Source organism: Pantoea sp. LS15, assembly GCF_012241585.1.
In the GTDB taxonomy this organism is placed as follows: Bacteria; Pseudomonadota; Gammaproteobacteria; order Enterobacterales; family Enterobacteriaceae; genus Enterobacter.
Genome location: NZ_JAAVXA010000010.1, coordinates 115,250 through 136,489, shown reverse-complemented (window position 1 = coordinate 136,489; position 21,240 = coordinate 115,250). Strand labels below are relative to the sequence as shown.

The 21,240-nt window shown below is 55.3% G+C and carries 20 protein-coding genes; 6 read left to right on the top strand and 14 right to left on the bottom strand.

Annotated features, from left to right (window positions below):
- Positions 1-52: 52 nt before the first annotated feature.
- The 3 genes from creC to creA are packed head-to-tail and all read right to left on the bottom strand — an operon-like array spanning position 53 to position 2,651.
- A complete protein-coding gene (gene creC / locus HED65_RS15705; protein WP_114979260.1) occupies positions 53-1,477 on the bottom strand; it encodes a two-component system sensor histidine kinase CreC in 1,425 nt (474 codons plus the stop codon).
- Positions 1,477-2,166, bottom strand: a complete 690-nt coding sequence (gene creB / locus HED65_RS15700) for a two-component system response regulator CreB (RefSeq protein WP_114979259.1) — start codon at positions 2,164-2,166, stop codon at positions 1,477-1,479. Before creB ends, creC begins: the two co-directional genes overlap by 1 nt.
- 14 nt (positions 2,167-2,180) lie before the next feature.
- Positions 2,181-2,651 carry a protein CreA gene (creA, locus tag HED65_RS15695; RefSeq protein WP_028016612.1) on the bottom strand — a complete coding sequence of 157 codons (471 nt, stop codon included), beginning with the start codon at positions 2,649-2,651 and terminating at the stop codon, positions 2,181-2,183.
- Positions 2,652-2,862: 211 nt separating this feature from the next.
- Here creA and robA point away from each other — a divergent pair, with 211 nt between their 5' ends.
- A complete protein-coding gene (robA, locus tag HED65_RS15690; protein ID WP_114979258.1) occupies positions 2,863-3,732 on the top strand; it encodes an MDR efflux pump AcrAB transcriptional activator RobA in 870 nt (289 codons plus the stop codon).
- Here the strand turns inward: robA and gpmB are convergent.
- Positions 3,729-4,376, bottom strand: coding sequence for a 2,3-diphosphoglycerate-dependent phosphoglycerate mutase GpmB (gene gpmB, locus HED65_RS15685; RefSeq protein WP_048989680.1), 648 nt, complete (start codon positions 4,374-4,376; stop codon positions 3,729-3,731). The two genes, robA and gpmB, sit on opposite strands and share 4 nt — an antisense overlap.
- Before the next feature lie 51 nt (positions 4,377-4,427).
- Here gpmB and yjjX point away from each other — a divergent pair, with 51 nt between their 5' ends.
- Entirely contained in the window at positions 4,428-4,943 is a 516-nt protein-coding gene (yjjX, locus tag HED65_RS15680) for an inosine/xanthosine triphosphatase (RefSeq protein WP_114979257.1), read from the top strand.
- Here yjjX and trpR read toward each other — a convergent pair.
- Both trpR and sltY read right to left on the bottom strand, forming a co-directional pair.
- Positions 4,934-5,263: a trp operon repressor gene (trpR, locus tag HED65_RS15675; RefSeq protein WP_080328985.1), complete on the bottom strand. Its 330-nt coding sequence runs from the start codon at positions 5,261-5,263 to the stop codon at positions 4,934-4,936. The two genes, yjjX and trpR, sit on opposite strands and share 10 nt — an antisense overlap.
- A 55-nt stretch (positions 5,264-5,318) precedes the next feature.
- On the bottom strand, positions 5,319-7,256 hold the full coding sequence (gene sltY, locus HED65_RS15670) for a murein transglycosylase (protein ID WP_114979279.1): 1,938 nt from the start codon (positions 7,254-7,256) through the stop codon (positions 5,319-5,321).
- 226 nt (positions 7,257-7,482) lie between these two features.
- On the opposite strand from sltY, the gene ettA reads away from it, so the two are divergent.
- Positions 7,483-9,150, top strand: a complete 1,668-nt coding sequence (gene ettA / locus HED65_RS15665) for an energy-dependent translational throttle protein EttA (RefSeq protein ID WP_028016606.1) — start codon at positions 7,483-7,485, stop codon at positions 9,148-9,150.
- Between the two features lie 42 nt (positions 9,151-9,192).
- On the opposite strand, the gene HED65_RS15660 is transcribed toward ettA, so the two are convergent.
- Positions 9,193-10,092, bottom strand: coding sequence for a LysR family transcriptional regulator (locus HED65_RS15660; RefSeq protein ID WP_114979256.1), 900 nt, complete (start codon positions 10,090-10,092; stop codon positions 9,193-9,195).
- A 108-nt stretch (positions 10,093-10,200) separates the two neighbouring features.
- On the opposite strand from HED65_RS15660, the gene HED65_RS15655 reads away from it, so the two are divergent.
- Positions 10,201-11,202, top strand: a complete 1,002-nt coding sequence (locus HED65_RS15655) for a zinc-binding alcohol dehydrogenase family protein (protein ID WP_114979255.1) — start codon at positions 10,201-10,203, stop codon at positions 11,200-11,202.
- Between the two features lie 54 nt (positions 11,203-11,256).
- Here HED65_RS15655 and nadR read toward each other — a convergent pair whose 3' ends face one another.
- The 3 genes from nadR to serB are packed head-to-tail and all read right to left on the bottom strand — an operon-like array spanning position 11,257 to position 14,890.
- Entirely contained in the window at positions 11,257-12,489 is a 1,233-nt protein-coding gene (nadR, locus tag HED65_RS15650) for a multifunctional transcriptional regulator/nicotinamide-nucleotide adenylyltransferase/ribosylnicotinamide kinase NadR (RefSeq protein ID WP_114979254.1), read from the bottom strand.
- 35 nt (positions 12,490-12,524) lie between these two features.
- A complete protein-coding gene (gene radA / locus HED65_RS15645) occupies positions 12,525-13,910 on the bottom strand; it encodes a DNA repair protein RadA (RefSeq protein ID WP_014068810.1) in 1,386 nt (461 codons plus the stop codon).
- 11 nt (positions 13,911-13,921) lie between these two features.
- Positions 13,922-14,890 carry a phosphoserine phosphatase gene (gene serB, locus HED65_RS15640; RefSeq protein ID WP_028016602.1) on the bottom strand — a complete coding sequence of 323 codons (969 nt, stop codon included), beginning with the start codon at positions 14,888-14,890 and terminating at the stop codon, positions 13,922-13,924.
- Between the two features lie 117 nt (positions 14,891-15,007).
- Here serB and HED65_RS15635 point away from each other — a divergent pair, with 117 nt between their 5' ends.
- Both HED65_RS15635 and lplA read left to right on the top strand, forming a co-directional pair.
- Positions 15,008-15,652, top strand: coding sequence for a YtjB family periplasmic protein (locus tag HED65_RS15635; protein WP_114979253.1), 645 nt, complete (start codon positions 15,008-15,010; stop codon positions 15,650-15,652).
- A gap of 39 nt (positions 15,653-15,691) precedes the next feature.
- A complete protein-coding gene (gene lplA, locus HED65_RS15630; RefSeq protein WP_114979252.1) occupies positions 15,692-16,708 on the top strand; it encodes a lipoate--protein ligase in 1,017 nt (338 codons plus the stop codon).
- A gap of 61 nt (positions 16,709-16,769) precedes the next feature.
- On the opposite strand, the gene deoD is transcribed toward lplA, so the two are convergent.
- The 4 genes from deoD to deoC form a co-directional block, all read right to left on the bottom strand.
- Positions 16,770-17,492, bottom strand: coding sequence for a purine-nucleoside phosphorylase (gene deoD, locus HED65_RS15625; protein WP_114979251.1), 723 nt, complete (start codon positions 17,490-17,492; stop codon positions 16,770-16,772).
- Between the two features lie 89 nt (positions 17,493-17,581).
- The gene (gene deoB / locus HED65_RS15620; protein ID WP_114979250.1) at positions 17,582-18,805 is read right to left on the bottom strand and encodes a phosphopentomutase; all 1,224 of its coding nucleotides are present in this window, start codon (positions 18,803-18,805) and stop codon (positions 17,582-17,584) included.
- Positions 18,806-18,857: 52 nt separating this feature from the next.
- Positions 18,858-20,180 (bottom strand): thymidine phosphorylase, encoded by a 1,323-nt coding sequence (gene deoA, locus HED65_RS15615; RefSeq protein ID WP_114979249.1) that lies wholly within the window; start codon positions 20,178-20,180, stop codon positions 18,858-18,860.
- Positions 20,181-20,234: 54 nt separating this feature from the next.
- A complete protein-coding gene (gene deoC, locus HED65_RS15610; protein ID WP_032666764.1) occupies positions 20,235-21,014 on the bottom strand; it encodes a deoxyribose-phosphate aldolase in 780 nt (259 codons plus the stop codon).
- Positions 21,015-21,240: the final 226 nt, after the last annotated feature.

Below are 21,240 nucleotides of genomic sequence, written 5' to 3'. Positions count from 1 at the left end.
TCTCCTTTGTGATGAGGAGAGCGTAACCGGGCTATGTGGGGCCAGTTTGAAGTTATGTGAAGGGACGGTGAAGTATCAGCGTGGCCATCACACCACCTTCATCACGATTTCGCAATGTGATCTCCCCCTGATGCAGACGCGCCACTTCCTGAACAAAGGCCAGCCCAAGGCCGCTGCTTTTCAAACCGTTGTCACGAGGAAGAGAGTAAAAACGTTCGAAAATTCGCGTCAGGGCATAATCCGGGATCCCGCTGCCGCTGTCAGTGACGGTAAAGTGTATCTGTTGCTCCCCTTCATGGGCTGCAAGCTGAACAGCCCCGCCCTCCGGCGTGAAGTCGATGGCGTTATCCAGTAAATTACCCAATGCCTGTTCAAGCAGCTCCGCATCACCTTCCACACGCAACGCGGTGCTTTTACAGGTCAGGGTGATATTTTTAGCGGTCAGTTGCGTCGAGCGAGCGTCAGCCAGCCGCGTAAACAGGGCATCGACATCGACGCTTGCGGGAACAATCTCCACTCTATTTTCAAGCCTGGCCTGGGCAAGCAACTTTTCTACTAACGATTGCATACGCGCGTTTTGCACCAGGATGTTGTCGATAAACCGCCTGGCGACCTGCGGTGAGGGCTGCTCAGCGAGAATTTCCGCCGCGCCCCGGATCGCGGCCAGCGGACTTTTCAGCTCGTGGGTGAGCGAGTGGACATAGTGTTCGATGTAATTTTTCCCTTCCAGGCGAATACGCATATTCTCCAGCGCCTGCGCCAGCTTGCGCAGTTCACTGCTGCCGGGATTCGGCAATGGCAGAGGTGAATCGGTGGTAACCGCGTCAGCGTAGCGCGACAACGTACCGATAGAACGATTGATCCACCACGCCACAACGAGGCCAATCAGTAAAGCAATACCAAGCAATGCTCCACCCGCCCACAGGATCCGTCGCTCACTGCGATGGATAACCGGTGCCATCGCACTGTTGGGTTTCCCGACCGACAGCACGCCAATAATCTTACCGTTGTCCACAACCGGAGCCGCAACATACATCACCGTGCTCTCTGGATCGTCAGGATTGCTCTGGGTGCTCCGCGCGCCGTATTCGCCACGCAGGGTCAGCCAGACATCGTTCCAGCGGGAGTAATCTTTCCCCACAGCCAGACCCGCGGAATCAAACACCACTCTGCCCTGCGCATCGGTCATATAGACGTGATATTCGTTGCGCACTTTATGAATGCCGCCGATATTGGCGCGGAAAGGTCGCTGATGAAGTTGTGAAAAGGCCTGCGCCAGTTTGCCCTGCTGCGCATTGCCCGAAAGGAGATCCTCGCGCCCGACTTCGGCGAGCAAGGTTGCGGTATCAATCAATGTACCTTCGGTTGCCCTGCGCACGCCGGGTTTCACTTCCTGAACAAAGATCGACAGCACAAACCACGCGGCGATGGCGACGATCAGGAAATACCCCAGCAGCAACCGCATCCCAATGCGCATTAATAAAGCCCCAGGCTGTAGCCCATCCCACGATGGGTGCTGATGGGTGAAAGCTCCTCGTTCACCGCCCGCAGCTTGGCGCGCAGGGTTTTGATGTGGGTGTCCACGGTACGATCAAAACTGTCCCCGTCTTCGCCCCACACCTTGTCCATTAACTGCTGGCGGGAGTACACACGTCCGGGAGCCTGTAACAACGTTTTAAGTAACAAAAACTCGTAGCGCGTGAGGGGTAACACTTCACCGCACCAGCTGATTCGTGCCGCAGATTCGTTCAGTTCAAACTGGCCGATACGCACAACATCCGAAGGCGCGGCTGATTTTTGCATCCGCCGTAAAATTGTCCGCACCCGGGCACACACTTCGCGCGGTGAGAAAGGTTTAGCGACGTAGTCGTCAGCCCCCATCTCCAGACCGAGCAGCTTATCCACCTCGTCGCTGCGCGCCGTCAGAAACAGCACTGGCAACGACGGATGCAGCGCCAGCAGTTGACGGCACAGTTCAAAGCCGCTGATATCCGGCAACCCGACATCAAGAATTGCCAGCGCGGGCACCTGCCGCCGCGCCTCTTCCAGCACAGGCAGACCGCGTTCAAACGCCTTCACCGCGAATCCTTCCTGCTGGAGCATGTAGATAAGTGTGTCAGCGATGCTGATTTCGTCTTCAACCAGCCAGACCACAGGTAGTTGCATGGTTCGACCCTGAATTAACGCCACGGCATGATTGGCACCGCGCTAATCGCATTTTTCGGTGAGCCTTCCACCACTTTGTCGGAATAAGCCAGGTAAGCCAGGGTGTTGCGCTTCGCATCGTAGAAACGCACTACCTGTAACTTTTTAAACACCAGCGAGGTCCGTTTCTGGAACACAACGTCGCCCTGCGCTTTGCCGTTCTTAATTTTATCGCTTAACTCAACCGGGCCCACCTGCTGGCACGAAATAGCCGCATCGGAGGTATCTTCCGCCAGCCCCAGGCCACCTTTGATACCGCCGGTTTTCGCCCTGCTAACATAGCAGGTGACGTTCTTCACGTCCGGATCGTCAAACGCCTCGACCACAATTTTGTGGTCCGGGCCAAACATTTTGAACACGGTATCGACGGAACCAATCTGTTCTGCCTGCGCCACGCGCCCGACCATCAGCATCAACGCGGTGAAGATCAAAGTCTTGTATTTCATATTGTTACCATTCTTTAAAATTACACTGGGCGATTATTCAACACTTTAGACAAAAATGTAGCAAGATCACAGGATTAGAATATATTTGCCCACAATGTGCTCCAAAAAGCATGAATGCGCAAAAAAAACACTGAATGCTAAAACATCAAAAAATGCTATTATCCGCTAACCTGTTATCAGGCACCTGCTGTTTTAAGGATGAGGATAGTATATGGATCAGGCTGGAATTATTCGCGACCTGCTCACCTGGCTGGAAGGTCATCTCGACCAGCCTTTGTCACTGGATAATGTGGCGGCTAAAGCAGGCTATTCCAAGTGGCATCTGCAAAGGATGTTCAAGGATGTCACCGGTCATGCTATCGGGGCCTATATTCGCGCGCGTCGTCTGTCTAAGTCTGCTGTGGCATTGCGCCTGACGGCACGGCCGATTCTGGATATTGCCCTGCAATATCGTTTCGATTCGCAGCAAACCTTCACCCGTGCCTTTAAAAAACAGTTCTCGTTAACGCCAGCACTTTATCGTCGCTCGCCTGACTGGAGCTCGTTTGGTATGCGTCCGCCGCTGCGTCTGGGCGAGTTCGCAATGCCAAAATACGAAATTGTCACGTTGCCTGAAACCCATCTGATCGGCACGACGCAGAGTTACTCCTGTTCTCTGGAGCAGATTTCTGAATTCCGTCATCAGATGCGTGTCCAGTTCTGGCGCGACTTCCTGAGCCACGCCCCGGCGATCCCGCCGATTCTGTATGGCCTCAACGAAACGCATCCAAGTCAGGAAAAAGACGACGAGCAGGAGGTGTTCTACACCACCGCGCTGACCCCAGAGATGGCCAATGGCTACATTCAGGGTTCGAAGTCAGTCGTGCTGGAAGGCGGCGAATACGTGATGTTCGCCTATGAAGGACTGGGGACGGGCGTTCAGGAGTTTATCCTGACCGTTTACGGAACCTGCATGCCAATGCTGAATTTGAATCGCCGTAAAGGTCAGGATATTGAGCGCTACTACCCGGCGCAGGATGCTAAACCGGAAGAAGGCCCAATCAATCTGCGTATGGAATTCTTAATTCCGATTCGTCGTTAACGCTGCAGTTCATCAAGTGCAGGGGCATCGAGATGCGAAATGTCCCCTGCCATTTCCACCACCCAGCCCGACGCCAGCCATGCGCTTTCCTGGTAATCAATCCGGGAAATGGAGCAGTTGCGCAGACGCAAACGGCGTTCAGCGTAAGCCGGTAACCCCAGAATGGTGCTCACCAGACAACCCAACGCAATCCCGTGACTCACCAGCAGCGGACGGCTTCCCGCCGGAAGCTTCAGGCATTCCGCGAGTGCGGCATGCATACGTACGCTCAGCTCTTGCATGGATTCGCCTTCAGGAATACGGCCATCCTCGGTACCGTTAACCAGCGTGCGACGCCAGCCCTCCTCCTTTTCCGTCAGTGTATCAATATGGCGTTTTTCCAGCACGCCCATATCCAGCTCGCGCAGGCGCGGCTCAAGCATGACGTCACAGCCGCAGGCGTCCGCGATGATGCGCGCCGTCTGCTGTGTGCGACCGAGATCGCTGGTGATAACGTGGGTGATGCCCAGCGTTCGGGCGCGTTCCGCCACCTGCCACGCTTGCTGCACACCCTTTTCAGTGAGAGGACTGTCTGACTGGCCTTGAATACGTCGCTCGGCGTTCCACTGCGTTTCACCGTGGCGAACAAGGTATACCTGTAACATGCTTTTTTTCCGTTATACTGCGATGAGTTTTTTTTCGAATCGAGCTTAATTATGCACCATGTTGTCTCTGCTACCACTAATCCTGCCAAAATTCAGGCAATTCTAAGGGCATTTGAAGAGATCTTCGGCGAAGGATCCTGCCATATTGATGCCATCGGCGTCGAGAGTGGTGTTCCTGAACAGCCGTTTGGCAGCGAGGAAACGCGGGCTGGCGCACGAAATCGCGTCGCAAATGCCAAAGTTGCGGCTCCTGAGGCTGACTTCTGGGTGGCGATCGAAGCGGGTATCGACGAAGGCGCAACCTTTAGCTGGGTGGTGATTGAAAGCCGCGAACTGCGTGGAGAGGCGCGTTCAGCCACCCTGCCGCTGCCAGAGATCATTCTGGAAAAAGTCCGCGCGGGTGAAGCGCTGGGGCCGGTGATGTCACAGTACACCGGCATTGATGAGATTGGCCGTAAAGAAGGGGCTATTGGCGTCTTTACTGCAGGCGCACTGACGCGTTCAGGCGTTTACCACCAGGCGGTGATCCTGGCCTTAAGCCCGTTCCATAACGCGATTTATCGCTGATCGCCCAGCAGCACAGACTCCAGCCACTGACGCAGCTCAACCGGTGCCGATTTCAGGCTGTTCGAACCGCGGGTAATCGTTGCGATACCCGCGCCGAGCTCATTTTTGAGTTCACGCTGGCTCATTTCGCCGCGCAACAGCTCTTCAATGATCCGCACGCGCGTGCCCAGCGCCTCACGCTCATCTGGCGTGAGCATCAGCTGCATAAGGGGCAAATGCAAATCCTGATCGTAAGACTGGCGGAGCAACTCCACAAAACGAAGCCACTCCTGATGACGTTGTTCGGCCATTGCCGATGAATACGGGGAATGCTGGGTCATGTTATGCTGCCTCTTGTACTCTTTAGCGAGTACAGCATAACACAACCCGCGCCGATCAGTAACGTCTCTGCCACTCGGCATCGCTCATCAGGGTATCTTTCTGCCCCATGAAGTAGCGATAGTAGGCATCATACGCCAGCACGTTCTTCACATAGCCACGCGTTTCCGAAAACGGAATACTCTCCACAAATGCTACGGCGTCGATGCGACCAGCGCTGTTGCCAAGCCAGGTACGCACGCGACCAGGGCCCGCGTTATACGCAGCAGACGAGAAGATACGGTTGTTACCGAACTGCTGATAAACATACTGCAGGTAGCTGGTACCGATATTGATGTTGGTATCCGGATCGAGAAGCTGTGACGGGCTGCTGTACCCCGGGATATTAAACATTTTCACCGTGTGCGTTGCCGTGCCCGGCATAATTTGCATCAGACCGCTGGCACCCACCGGGGAACGAACTTTCGGGTTCCAGGCACTCTCCTGACGGGCAATCGCCATCGCATAACTTTGCGGTATATCTTTACCGCTGGTATAGCGCTCGAACAGATCTTTGTAAGCCAGCGGGAAACGCTCTTCGAGATGATCCCACAGCTTACCGGCGATCGTGGCCTGCACGCTCAGATCCCACCAGTGGTTATCAAACGCATAACGGGCAAGCTGAGCTTTCTCGTCAGTAGTACGGCTGGTGACCAGATTCGCCCACTCGCTGCGCGCGGTGTTATCCATATTCCAGTACATTAGCTCGCGAACGCGCGCCATTTCAGGTCCCTGCGTCAATGCAGGGTTCGCATTAGCTGGCGCTTTATCAATGCGGAAGGTGTACTCTTCCCCCAGGCGTTGCGCGGCCGCCATCGGGTAGAACCCGCGCTGCTGCATCAGCGTATGGAGGATCTCTTTCGCTTCATCATCACGTCCCCGCTCCATCAGCAGGTCGGCCTGCCAGTAGCGCCACTCGTCTTTCTCTTTCGCTTCCATCGGCAGGCGCGCAAGCCAGGTATTGAGCCCACGACGATCGCCTGAGCCCAGCGCCATTCGCACGCGACGTTCCACCAGCGACATGGAGTTCGAACGCATAATGGCATCGTCTCGCCAGCGCGCCTGTTCATCAGTCACATCCGTGCCCATCAGTCGCCACGCCACAATATCGCGCAACTCCTGGGTTTGTTCTTCATTAAGTTGCTGCGCCTGCACCAGCTGCGGGATCATCAGCCGCGCGTTTTCTACATCATCACGCGCCACGCTGGCAAAGGCTACCGCAGCCATCTGGCGGGTAAAATCGGTCGCGCCTGTGCTGCGGGCAAAGGTCAGCACCGAGTTGGGATCGTTGGCCAGCCCAATCACCGCAGTGGAAATGGTTTGATAATCCGATGGCATCTGCCCCGCCAGTGCGGTGACCAGACGCGTGTTTCCGGCTTTCATCGCCAGGCGAATACGCTCCAGATACGCCAGTGGATCTTGCTTGCCAGAGGCGCGCCAGGCTCCAAAGAGAGAGTCGCAGGCATTGGGCTGATTTTTACCGGTTAACCACAGGTCTTTGGCGCCGTTCCACGCCTCTTCCTGCTGCCCCGTGGCCCATTTTGCGTAGTAATAGTTACACTGCGCTTCCGTGGTGTTCGGTTTTTCAGGGCTGAAAGCCAATAGCCCGCGCCAGTCTTCACGACGAGCCAGCTCATTCACAAAACGAGATTGTAGTGTTCGCGCAGGGGGCAGGGTTGGGTTAGCCTGAATAAAATTATTCACCGCGACGGTCGGTTGATTCATGAGATCGTCAGTTAGCTGGCGATACTCCAGATACGGATACAGAGGGTAATCCTTCAGTGTCGGCATCAGCGCCTGCACGGTATCCATCTGCTTGTTGTCCCACGCCTGTTTAATCTGGGCGTAGCGATTACGTTGTTCATCCAGTGAATCGGCATGCACTGCCTGGCTTACCGCCATTACGCATACGCTGGCAGCGAGCAGACGCCAGACCACCTGTTTGGCTTTTTCCACAAGCTCTTCCTCTTTGTTTTTCGTCAATTGCAGCGTCTTGCCACGTCAAAGTCTAATCAACTTATGCTAACCAGGCATCCTGCAACGCGCCACGTCATGGACACTTTTTTACCTTTCTTGCGCGTTTTAACACTCCCGACGTTCCTGGCTGGGATTAGGTCGTGAAAAAGGCTACACTTCGAGGCTGAAATTCCTTCTCATTACGATAAAAGAGGCGAAGTCCAACGTGGCTCAATTCGTTTATACCATGCATCGTGTCGGCAAAGTTGTCCCGCCGAAACGTCATATTCTTAAAAATATCTCGCTGAGCTTCTTCCCGGGCGCAAAAATCGGTGTTCTGGGTCTCAACGGTGCCGGTAAGTCCACCCTGCTGCGCATCATGGCCGGCATCGATACAGACATCGAAGGTGAAGCCCGTCCGCAGCCTGGCATCAAGATTGGTTACCTGCCGCAGGAACCTCAGCTGAACCCGGAACACACCGTCCGCGAATCCGTTGAAGAAGCGGTGTCCGAAGTGGTTAACGCCCTGAAAGGTCTGGATGAAGTGTATGCCAAATACGCTGAACCGGATGCTGACTTCGATAAACTGGCTGCTCAGCAAGGTAAATTTGAAGAAATTATCCAGGCACACGATGGTCACAACCTGAACGTGCAGCTGGAGCGCGCCGCTGACGCCCTGCGTCTGCCTGACTGGGATGCAAAAATCGCAAACCTGTCCGGTGGTGAACGCCGCCGTGTAGCGCTGTGCCGCCTGCTGCTGGAAAAACCAGACATGCTGCTGCTCGACGAACCAACCAACCACCTGGATGCAGAATCCGTGGCGTGGCTGGAGCGTTTCCTGCACGACTTCGAAGGCACCGTTGTGGCGATTACCCACGACCGTTACTTCCTCGACAACGTTGCAGGCTGGATCCTGGAGCTGGACCGTGGTGAAGGTATTCCATGGGAAGGTAACTACTCCTCCTGGCTGGAGCAGAAAGATCAGCGTCTGGCGCAGGAAGCCTCTCAGGAAGCGGCGCGTCGCAAGTCTATTGAGAAAGAGCTGGAGTGGGTTCGTCAGGGCGCGAAAGGCCGTCAGTCTAAGGGCAAAGCCCGTCTGGCACGCTTCGAAGAGCTGAACAATACCGAATACCAGAAACGTAACGAAACCAACGAACTGTTTATTCCACCTGGAGCACGTCTGGGGGATAAAGTGGTTGAAGTCAGCAACCTGCGTAAGTCTTACGGCGACCGCCTGCTGATCGACGATCTGAGCTTCTCCGTACCGAAAGGCGCAATTGTCGGTATCATCGGTCCGAACGGCGCGGGTAAATCCACCCTGTTCCGCATGATGTCCGGTCAGGAACAGCCTGACAGCGGCTCTATCACTCTGGGTGAAACCGTGAAGCTGGCGTCCGTTGACCAGTTCCGTGACGCGATGGATAACAGCAAAACCGTGTGGGAAGAAGTGTCCGGCGGTCTGGATATCATGCGTATCGGCAACACCGAGATGCCAAGCCGCGCCTATGTTGGCCGCTTTAACTTCAAAGGCACTGATCAGGGCAAACGCGTAGGCGAGCTGTCCGGTGGTGAGCGCGGTCGTCTGCACCTGGCGAAACTGCTGCAGGTGGGCGGTAACGTTCTGCTGCTCGATGAACCAACCAACGACCTGGACATCGAAACCCTGCGCGCGCTGGAAAACGCCCTGCTGGAGTTCCCTGGCTGCGCGATGGTGATCTCGCACGACCGTTGGTTCCTGGACCGTATCGCGACCCACATCCTGGACTACCAGGACGAAGGGAAGGTAGAGTTCTTCGAAGGTAACTTCACCGAATACGAAGAGTACAAGAAACGCACGCTGGGCGCAGACGCGCTGGAGCCGAAGCGTATTAAGTACAAGCGTATTGCTAAGTAAGTGTCTAAAAAGCCGGGTGGCGCTCACGCTTACCCGGCTTGTTTATTTGCCCACGTAATACCGCTTCACTTCATCGAACTGCATCGCAAACTCGACATAGCTCATCAGCGCAGGTGAATTCAGCTTCCGGCTTGGATAGGCCAGCCACAGGTCATTCCCCTCGACATTCCACTCTGGCAGCACCTTTACCAACGCCCCTTTCTCCACCTTATCTTCCAGCAGAAATGCGGGTAAGAGCGTAATCCCGGCACCGGCAATGGCGCACTCACGTGCGTATACCAGGTTATCCGTCATATGGGCGTTATCCGGTAGATAGCGGTAATCCTCACTCTCGCTGCGTAGCAACCACTCAGACCAGGCTTTGTGCGTAATGCAGCGGTGCTCCACCAGTTGGCGGGGATGCGTCAGCGGCTCCCGACGTGAAAGATATTCGGGCGAGGCCAGCATATAGCGCGGGCAGTGGCCGATCATCCGGCCTATCAGGGAGGAGTCCTGCGGCTTGCCAGTACGCAACGCCACGTCAAAGCCAGACCCGACCAGATCAAGCACATCGTCTGAGATAGAAACATCGAGTGAAACGTCAGGATAACGAAGCTGGAACTCGGCGTTCATATGCGCCAGCAGCGTCGCGCCAATCCCTGCCGGGCAGGTGATCCTTAGCCGCCCACTCGGGTTTTCGCGCAGCCGTTGAATGGCGTACTCCGCCCGCTCACTGGCCGCCAGCATCTCACGGCAGTGCACCAGATAGTGCTCCCCTGCATACGTCAGGTTTAACCTGCGCGTGGTACGGTTGAGCAAGCGGATCCCCACCTGCTGCTCAAGCTGGCTGATACGCTGACTGACGCTGGATTTAGGCAGTTCAGCCTTCTGCGCCGCAGCGGTAAAGCTTCCCATCTCTGCCACCAGCGCAAACAGCGCCATATCCTGCAGCTGTTTAAACATGATTGTTCACCCTGTACGAACACTTCGTTCTTGATTGTCCATCTTATCATGCAGCTGGCCACTTAATAGACTAGCCTCAACAAAACGCATTCCATTGAGGAGCACACCATGTCCGTTAAAGCCATTGCCGTTAACCCGTCTAACCCTTCTGCCTTTATTGAGATCACCCAACCAATGCCACAACCTGGTGAGCATGATCTGTTGGTCGAGGTGAAGGCCGTTTCCATCAACCCTGTCGATACCAAAGTGCATGCCAGTATTGCCAGAAACGGCCTGCAGGAGCCGCGTATTCTCGGCTGGGATGCCAGCGGTATCGTTAAAGCCGTTGGTGCTGGCGTTAGCGGATTTAAACCGGGTGATGCGGTGTGGTACGCAGGGGATATCACCCGTCCGGGCAGCAACACTACCCACCAGTTGATTGATGCACGTATCGTCGGGCGCAAACCGGCAAGCCTCAATTGGGCCGCAGCAGCCGCATTGCCACTGACCGCCCTGACAGCCTGGGAAGGTTTATTCGAGCGACTGAACATTCAGAATGCGGAGGTGGATAAAACGCTGTTGATTATCGGCGGTGCGGGTGGCGTAGGATCGCTGGCGATCCCGTTTGCGAAGCACAACAGCAAGGTGAAGATCATCGCGACGGCATCAAGAGAGGATTCCGCCCAGTGGTGCCACGATCGTGGTGCTGATGTGGTGGTGAATTACCGCGATCTGAAAGGTGAACTGGCAAAACAGGGGATCACCTTTGTGGATTACATTTTCATTCTCAACGACACTGATGGCCACTGGGATGCGGTCAGTGAGCTGATTGCACCGCAGGGGCATATCTGCTCCATCGTTGAGAATGCGCATCCGCTGAACCAGGATAAGCTGAAATCAAAATCTGCCGCCCTGCACTGGGAATTTATGTACACCCGCAGCATGTACCAGACTGCCGACATGGCTCGTCAGGGAGAGATCCTCAATGAAGTGGCGAAACTGGTGGATAACGGAGTGGTAGAGAGTTCGCTGAGTGAAACATTGCACGGGCTGAGCGTGGAAAGCATTACCGAGGCGCACCGAAAAGTGCTGGACGGGCATATGCGCGGAAAAGTGGTGGTTGAGTTCTGAGTGGTCTGATTCCCTAACCCCGGCCCTCTCCCAACGGGAGAGGGAGGTTAAAGCTTACCTCTGCTCTCCCATCATCTCCTTCACCAGCTCAACGCAGCGCAGGAAACGGGAGTCGTAATCAGACTCTTCAACATGCACAAACTCAACGTTGTTCTCATTGAGCATATCCACCAGCATGCTCTGGAATTCCCGCCTGTCCACGGAGCTGCCGAGGCTGCGCATCCCGTCGGCCACCCACGGGGTGTTGTTTTCCAGCAGGATCACCAGGTCAAAGCGGTATTCATCAATCAGCGCCTGCACGAACGGGTGCTCACGCCCTTCATACTTTTTACAAAACGCCTGAGTGGTGACGAAATCAGTATCAATGAATGCCACTTTATTAGCGTATTTCACCGCGAAATCAATGTACTGGGCATGACCGAGCGCGATTTTGTCGTAGTCGGAATACTGCAACGCCATCTCGTCACCGCCGAGGTGCGAGAAGACGTAATCGCGGCCATACTCCCACGCGCTGGTGGTGTTGAAGATATTTGCCAGTTTGTTAACCAGTGTCGATTTCCCGCTCGACTCACCGCCCAGAATGGCGACTGTGCGCACAAAGAACGGTTTCACTTCAGTTGGAATGTAATCCCAGTAGCGGAACGGGTTTTCGCGGATTTGCGCCCCGCTGATGTTCATAAATGTCCGTTTCGGATCAATCAGCACCGTTTCAATACCCAGATGCTCGCGGAACTGCGGTGCGTCTGACTCTTCAGAGGTGTAGATCCAGTTCGGGGTAATGCCCTTCTCTTCCATGAACGCTTTAACGCCATTACTCCACACGTCCCAGCCATGCGGATAGGGCTCCATGCCCTCTTCGTTAAAAGCATGGATGCGGATGTTTTTCTGATATTTGAAGGTCTGAAGTAGCCAGCGCAGGCGGTCCGGCACGGTCGGCTGCTGCGACATCGCACTGTCTTCAAACAATTGGCGATCGCGGGTTTCGTCGTACCCCATGATAATGTGCAGCTCATCCACCTGGCTACAGGCGCGCTGAATCAGATAGATGTGCCCGGTATGCAGCGGGTAAAATTTGCCGAATACCACGCCGATATTCTTTTGCATACGCGGGAATTCAAGCCCCAGAAAGCGATGTAACGCCTCCAGCTTTTGCGCGCTGGGACTTTTGATTTTGGCGTTCAGCAGTTGGCTAAGGTAGCCTTTGGTCATTCCGCTGGCGTCCGCCACCTGCTGTAACGTGCAGCCTTTCTGGCGGATTGCGGTCTTAATGTAGTCAAATGATGACATCAATTACGGTGCCTCCTGCAAAATCGAATACGTAATTATAAGTCGTCAAAGACATTTAACGCATCTGCGAGTTTCTTAACGCCAAAAACCTGCATCCCTTCCGGGATTTTTTTCGGCACGTTAGCGGCGGGTACAATCGCCCGGCGGAAGCCGTGTTTTGCCGCCTCGGAGATACGTTCCTGGCCGCTTGGCACCGGACGGATCTCTCCAGCCAGACCGACCTCACCAAATACCACCAGATCCTGCGGCAGCGGTCTGTCACGCAGGCTGGAGACCATCGCCAGCAGCAGCGCCAGGTCTGCACTGGTCTCAGTGACTTTAACGCCGCCGACCACGTTAACGAAGACGTCCTGATCCGCCATCTGCAACCCACCGTGACGGTGCAACACGGCCAGCAGGATCGCCAGGCGGTTCTGTTCCAGACCGACCGCCACGCGCCGCGGGTTGCCCATCATCGACACGTCCACCAGCGCCTGAATTTCAACGAGCAGCGGACGCGTCCCTTCCCACAGCACCATCACCGAGCTGCCGGAGGTGATTTCATCTCCGCGACTCAGGAAGATGGCCGACGGGTTGCTGACTTCGCGTAACCCCTGCTCGGTCATGGCAAATACGCCCAGTTCGTTCACCGCCCCAAAACGGTTTTTATGGCTGCGCAGGGTACGGAAACGGGAATCTGCGTCGCCGTCGAGCATCACGGAGCAGTCGATACAGTGTTCGAGCACTTTTGGCCCCGCCAGTGAGCCGTCTTTGGTGACGTGGCCAACCATCACAATCGCCACGCCGCGCGTTTTAGCAAAGCGCGTCAGATAGGCAGCGGTTTCGCGCACCTGAGCCACGCTACCAGGCGAGGACTGAATATCCGCCATGTGCATCACCTGGATGGAGTCGATCACCATCAGCTTCGGCTGCTCTTCTTCGGCAATCATGCAGATCTGCTCGATGCTGGTTTCCGACAGCATGTTCAGGTTGCCGGTCGGCAGGCCCAGACGGTGCGCACGCATTGCTACCTGCTGCAGGGACTCTTCACCCGTGACGTACAGGGTTTTCATCTGCTCGGCGAGCTTACAGAGCGTTTGCAGCAGTAGGGTCGATTTACCCGCGCCAGGGTTACCACCAATCAGAATGGCACTGCCCGGTACCACGCCGCCGCCGAGTACACGGTCAAACTCTTTGAAGCCAGTAGAAAAGCGCGGCAGCTCTTCAAGGCTGATATCCGAAAGTTTTTGTACTTTCGCCACGCCAGCATTACCCGCATAGCCGCTCAGGCGTTCATTGCGGGCCACGCTCGGCGAAGCCGCCACACCACGCACTTCGGTGATGGTGTTCCAGGCATGACAGGCGCTGCATTGCCCCTGCCAGCGCGGATAATCCGCACCACATTCATTACAGACAAATGCGCGTTTTGGAGCTTTCGCCACGGTTTACCTCGTTATTTCTGATTAAGGCTGCCAGAGAGAATGCAGAACACCCCCATCAGGTCAGCATGACGTATAGTCACTTCCGTCTTTTCGTTCACTTTCGGCTTAGCATGATAGGCAATGCCAAGCCCGGCAGCTTTGATCATCGGCAGGTCGTTCGCGCCATCGCCGATGGCGACAGTCTGGACGTGCGGAATTTCATATTTTTCCGCCAGACGGGTCAGGGTGTTAGCTTTGTACTGAGCATCCACGATATCGCCGATCACCTGGCCGGTCAGCTTGCCGTCCATGATCTCCAGCTCGTTGGCCACCACAGTGGTCAGATGCAGTTTTTCCCGCAGATAATCCGCGAAGAAAGTAAAGCCACCGGAGGCAATCGCGACTTTCCAGCCCAGCGACTGCAGCTTCAGCACCAGTTGTGTCAGCCCTGGCATCAGCGGCAGCACATCGCGCACCTGACGCAGGATGTTGGCATCGGCCCCTTTCAGGGTTGCCACGCGCTGCCTCAGGCTGGCGGTGAAGTCCAGTTCGCCGCGCATCGCACGCTCGGTGACTTCCGCCACCAGGTCGCCGCTACCCGCCAGTTTGGCGATCTCGTCGATACACTCGATCTGGATTGCGGTGGAGTCCATATCCATCACCAGCAGGCCCGGCGTTTTCAGGTGCGGAATTTTACCCAGTGGAGCAACGTCCAGCCCGGCGTCATGTGCCAGGCGTGTCGCACGTTGCGTCAGGGAGCCTGCCAGGCGAATGACCTGATAATCCTCGACACACCAGGCAGCGACAATGACCATCGCGGCACCCAGTTTGGTTTGATATTGGGTAAGGCGTTGCTTATCCAGGCCGCGTCCGTACAGCAGCCAGCCGCTACGGCCAGCGTGGTAATCCAGAGGCATCACCTCATCGCCACTAAGAGAGAGCGGCAATCCTGGCCATAAAGAGACATCCGTTGGCAGGTCACACCAGGTAATGTTCGGCATTAAAGCTCCTGTAATTTCGTTCGCGCCGGAAGGTTCCAGAGGGAAAATAACGCATGAGGCTACCTTGTAACCATCACTTCTGGCAACATTAAGCCCTAAATTTTCAACAGGTGGAATATGGCTCGCGCAAAACTGAAATTCCGGCTTCATCGCGCCGTGATTGTCCTTTTCTGTCTCGCACTCCTCGTGGTGCTGATGCAGGGGGCGTCGTGGTTTAGCCAGAACCATCAACGGCAACGTAACCCACAGTTTGAAGAGCTGGCCCGTACGCTGGCGCGTCAGGTGACACTCAACGTCGCACCCTATATGCGTACCGAGACGCCGGACGATAAGCGAATCGGTCAGGTCTTACGCCTGCTCACTGAAAACAGTCGTATTCTGGATGCGGGCGTTTATGACGAGCAGGGAGACCTGATTGCCCGCGCCGGCGAACATGTCGACGTGCGTGACAGGCTGGCACTGGACGGCAAAAAAGCCGGAGGCTATTTCAACCAGCAGATTGTCGAACCTGTCCAGGGTAAAAATGGTCCACTGGGGTATCTGCGTATGACGCTCGACACCCACACCCTGCCAACCGAAGCCAAACAGGTGGATAACACCACCAATATTCTCCGCCTGATGCTGTTGCTCTCTCTGGCTATTGGCGTCGTGCTGGCACGCACGTTGCTGCAGGGCAAGCGCACTCGCTGGCAACAGTCGCCGTTTCTGCTGACCGCAAGCAAGTCGATTCCCGAAGAGGAAGAGAGCGAGAAGAAAGATTAATGATAAAATAGGCGGACGCCCCGGAAAAGGAACTCTGCCATGACCACCTTGCGCCTGCTTATCTCTGACTCTTACGATCCCTGGTTTAATCTCGCGGTAGAAGAGTGCATCTTCCGCCAGATGCCCGCCACCCAACGCGTACTGTTTCTCTGGCGCAACGCGGACACGGTGGTCATCGGTCGCGCGCAAAACCCGTGGAAAGAGTGCAATACGCGGCGTATGGAAGAGGATAACGTCCGCCTGGCGCGCAGAAGTAGCGGCGGCGGCGCGGTGTTTCACGATCTGGGCAATACCTGCTTTACCTTTATGGCGGGCAAACCGGAGTACGACAAAACCATCTCAACATCCATCGTCCTGAACGCCCTGAATGCGCTCGGTGTGACGGCAGAGGCCTCCGGGCGTAACGACCTGGTGGTGAAAACCGCTGAAGGCGACCGGAAAGTCTCGGGTTCGGCTTACCGCGAAACGATGGATCGCGGCTTCCACCACGGTACCCTTCTTCTGAACGCCGATCTCAGCCGCCTGGCGAACTACCTGAACCCGGACAAGAAAAAACTACAGGCCAAAGGAATCACCTCAGTGCGCGGCCGCGTGGCGAATCTGGTGGAACTGCTGCCGGGGATTACTCACGAGCAGATTTGTAATGCGATCCGTGACGCTTTCTTTGAACATTATGGCGAGCGCGTAGAAGCAGAAGTGATCTCCCCTGACAAAACCCCGGACCTGCCCAACTTTGCCGGGACGTTTGCCCGTCAGAGCAGTTGGGAATGGAACTTCGGTCAGGCACCTGCATTTTCTCACCTGCTGGATGAGCGTTTTACCTGGGGCGGTGTGGAGCTGCACTTTGACGTTGAAAAAGGTCATATCACCCGCACACAGGTGTTTACCGATAGCCTGAATCCGGCACCACTGGAAGCACTTGCGGCACGTTTACAGGGCTGTTTGTATCGGGCGGATATGCTGCAACAGGAATGCGAGGTGTTGATCGGGGATTTCCCGGCGCAGGAGAAAGAGTTGCGTGAATTATCGCTGTGGATAGCACAGGCCGTGCGCTAGATGCGGTCTGGTACCCTCATCCCGGCCCTCTCCCAACGGGAGAGGGAGGGAAGAGACAGAATTACTCTTTATCGCCCAGCAGAACGGATTCCAGCGCGATTTTGATCATGTCGTTGAAGGTGGTCTGACGCTCGGCAGCGGTGGTCTGCTCGTGAGTACGGATGTGGTCAGACACGGTGCAGATGGTCAGTGCTTTCGCCCCAAACTCAGCTGCCACACCGTAGATGCCTGCCGCTTCCATTTCCACACCCAGGATGCCGTATTTTTCCATCACGTAGAACATCTCGCCGCCGTCTGGTGCATAGAACAGGTCAGCAGAGAAGAGGTTACCTACGCGAGCATCAACGCCCAGCGCTTTCGCAGCATCAACGGCGTTACGTACCATGCCAAAGTCTGCAATTGCAGCAAAGTCATGATCTTTGAAACGCATGCGGTTGACTTTGGAATCGGTGCAGGCACCCATACCAATCACCACATCACGCAGTTGAACGTCCATGCGAACCGCGCCGCAGGAGCCCACACGGATGATTTTCTTCACGCCGAAATCGGTGATCAGCTCTTTGGTGTAGATGGAGCAGGATGGGATACCCATACCGTGGCCCATCACGGAGATTTTGCGGCCTTTGTAAGTCCCGGTGAAGCCCAGCATGCCGCGAACGTTGTTCACTTCACGCACGTCTTCGAGGAAAGTTTCTGCAATGTGCTTCGCGCGCAGCGGGTCACCCGGCATCAATACGACGTCAGCGAAATCACCCATTTCTGCGTTAATGTGAGGAGTTGCCATCTTCAGTTCCTTTTAAATTGTTTATTCTTTTCACCCTCTCCCACCGGGAGAGGATCGGGGTGAGGGCATCAGACCGCACCCAACATGATTCAGAACATGGCCTTGCCATATTCCATGTCGGACGTACCAAAGTATTTCGCCAGGGTCTGGCCGATATCCGCGAAGCTTTCACGGTGACCGAGCGAGCCTGGTTTCACTTTCGGGCCGTATACCAGCACAGGAATGTGCTCACGGGTATGATCGGTACCGGTCCAGGTTGGGTCACAGCCGTGGTCCGCAGTCAGGATCAGAATGTCATCTTCACCCACCAGCTCCATCAGCTCCGGCAAGCGGCGGTCGAACAACTCCAGGCCCGCTGCATAACCGGCAACATCACGACGGTGGCCCCAGGAAGAGTCGAAGTCGACGAAGTTGGTGAAGACAATGGTCTTGTCACCCGCTTCTTTCATCTCTTTGATGGTGGCATCAAACAGCGCGTCCAGGCCGGTGGCTTTCACTTTTTTGGTGATACCGCAGTTGGCATAGATATCCGCAATTTTACCTACGGAAACCACGTGACCGTCTTTCTCTTCAACCAGTTTTTGCAGCACGGTTGGTGCTGGCGGTTCAACGGCCAGATCGTGACGGTTACCGGTACGCTGGAAGTTACCCGCTTTGTCGCCGATAAACGGACGTGCGATAACGCGACCAATGTTGTATCCGCCTTCGGTCAGCTCTTCACGGGCGATTTCGCACAGCTCGTAAAGTTTATCCAGGCCGTAGGTTTCTTCGTGACAGGCAATCTGGAACACCGAGTCAGCAGAGGTATAGAAAATCGGTTTGCCGGTTTTCATATGCTCTTCACCGAGCTCATCCAGGATCACGGTACCGGAAGAGTGGCAGTTACCGAGGTAACCCGGCAGGTTTGCGCGCTTAACCAGCTTATCCAGCAGTTCCTGCGGGAAGCTGTTCTGATGATCAGAGAAGTAGCCCCAGTCGAACAGAACCGGAACACCGGCGATTTCCCAGTGACCAGACGGGGTATCTTTACCTGAAGAGAGTTCATGCGCCCAGGCATAAGCACCCACAACTTCCGCGTTGCCGTCCATTCCCGCGGCAATTTTACCGGTAGAACCTTCGTGGGCTTTCACCAACCCAAGGCTGGTCAGGTTTGGCAGAGTCAGAGGGCCTTTACGACCGTTGTCCGCTTCGCCTTTGGCACAGGCTTCAGCGATGTGACCCATGGTATCGGAACCCACGTCACCAAAACGTTCTGCATCTTCGGTTGCGCCGATGCCGAATGAGTCCAGCACCATAATAAATGCACGTTTCATAATTGTTCTCCGTACGTAGTGCTTAAAAATGATTGATCAGATCAGTATACTGCTATTCAGTGATACGACGATAGACCGTTGGTGTGCTTTCCGGTGCTTTATCGTCGAGTGTAATGGCCGCTTTAACGGCTTTCGCCGCTTCCTGCCAGCTGGCTTCATCTTTGGCGTGGATCACCGCCAGCGGACGTTGTCCGTCAACGCTGTCGCCCAGTCGGGCCATATCGGTAAAGCCGACGCTGTAATCAATCATGTCCGATGCCTGGCGACGACCGCCGCCCATTGAGACAACCGCCATGCCGAGTGCACGGGTATCCATGGCTGACACAAAGCCTTCGCTATCGGCATAAACCGCTTTGCTGAGCGTCGCCGTTGGCAGGTATTTCACATAGTTTTCCACGAAATCGGTAGGACCTTTCTGCGCCGCCACCATGCGGCCAAAGATCTCCGCCGCTTTGCCGTTATCCAGCACCGCCTGCAGTTTCGCGCGCGCGTCTGCATCATCTTTGGCAAGCTTGCCGGAGATTAACATCTCAACGCACAGCGCCATGGTGACGTCGAACAGACGTGGGTTGCGGTATTCACCAGTCAGGAACTGTACAGCCTCACGCACTTCAACCGCGTTACCGGCACTGGAGGCCAGGACCTGGTTCATGTCGGTGAGCAGTGCTGTGGTGCGCACGCCGGCACCGTTGGAGACGCCAACGATCGCTTCGGCAAGCTGGGCAGAAAGTTCATAGGTTGGCATAAAGGCGCCGCTACCTACTTTTACATCCATCACCAGCGCGTCAAGCCCTTCGGCCAGTTTCTTCGCCAGGATAGAGGCGGTGATCAGCGGGATGGAGTCAACGGTCGCGGTGATATCGCGGGTGGCATAGAAACGCTTATCTGCCGGAGCAAGAGAGCTGGTCTGGCCGATAATCGCCACACCAACGTCTTTAATAATGTCGCGGAAGCGGTTGTCATCCGGGAAGATATCGAAGCCCGGAATGGCTTCCAGTTTGTCGAGCGTACCACCGGTATGGCCGAGGCCGCGCCCGGAGATCATCGGGATGTAACCCCCACAGGCTGCCACCATTGGGCCGAGCATCAGGGAAGTCACATCACCTACGCCACCTGTGGAGTGCTTGTCCACAATCGGGCCGTTAAGGTTCAGGCTCTTCCAGTCGAGAACGGTTCCTGAATCTCGCATCGCCATCGTCAGCGAGACCCGCTCAGGCATCGACATATCGTGGAAGAAAATGGTCATCGCCAGCGCAGCGATCTGCCCTTCAGAGACGGTGTTATCACGAATGCCGTTGATAAAGAAGCGGATCTCTTCGTCGCTTAATGCATGACCATCACGTTTTTTACGAATAATTTCTTGTGCGAGAAACACGGTAACCTCCCGAAATAAGCCGGGATCGCTTCGCGTCACCCGGCAATTCAAACCTTAGTAGCTGCTTGCGCTCTTACCATCGCCGTGACCCAGCGCTTTCAGCAGGCTGGCCAGCAGGCTGGATGCACCAAAGCGATAGTGACGGGAATCTGCCCATTCAGCGCCGAACAGTTCATCCGCAATGGCCAGGAACTGCTGTGCATCTTCCGCGGTGCGTACGCCGCCCGCTGGTTTAAAACCAACAGTTTTGGACACGCCCATATCGCGGATAACTTCCATCATGATGCGTGCGCTTTCCGGGGTGGCATTCACTGGCACTTTACCGGTAGAGGTTTTGATGAAATCAGCACCCGCTTTGATGGAGATTTCAGATGCTTTACGAATCAGGGCTTCTTCTTTCAGCTCACCGGTTTCGATGATCACTTTCAGCAGTACGTTTGCCGCAGCACACGCGTCTTTACAGGCTTTCACCAGGTCAAAACCGACCTGCTCGTTACCCGCGATCAACGCACGGTATGGGAATACCACGTCAACTTCATCTGCACCGTAAGCAATAGCTGCGCGAGTTTCTGCCAGCGCAATCTCGATATCGTCGTTGCCGTGCGGGAAGTTAGTCACGGTTGCAATACGCACGTCCGGCGTGCCCTGCTCTTTCAGCGTCTTACGGGCAATCGGGATAAAGCGCGGGTAAATACAGATAGCTGCGGTGTTACCGACGGGCGTTTTCGCCTGATGGCACAGGGCGATGACTTTTTCATTGGTGTCGTCATCGTTCAGGGTGGTCAGGTCCATCAGTTTCAACGCGCGCAGGCTGCTTGCAGTTAAATCGGTCATAACATTCTCCAACGGCAGTGCCGTATAAATTTTACCTTGCGGGTCTGTGAGTATTCTAACATTCACCCGCATCTACACTTCGACATTCATCACAGTTAATGAAAACTACGTACAAATTTGCATTACTGTAATGAGATCTTCTTCAAACTTTATCGTGCTAATTGCCGACTAAAGCAGCAATACCCCCTGTCGGATCAAAAGCCATAACAGGCTGGCTTCCTACAAT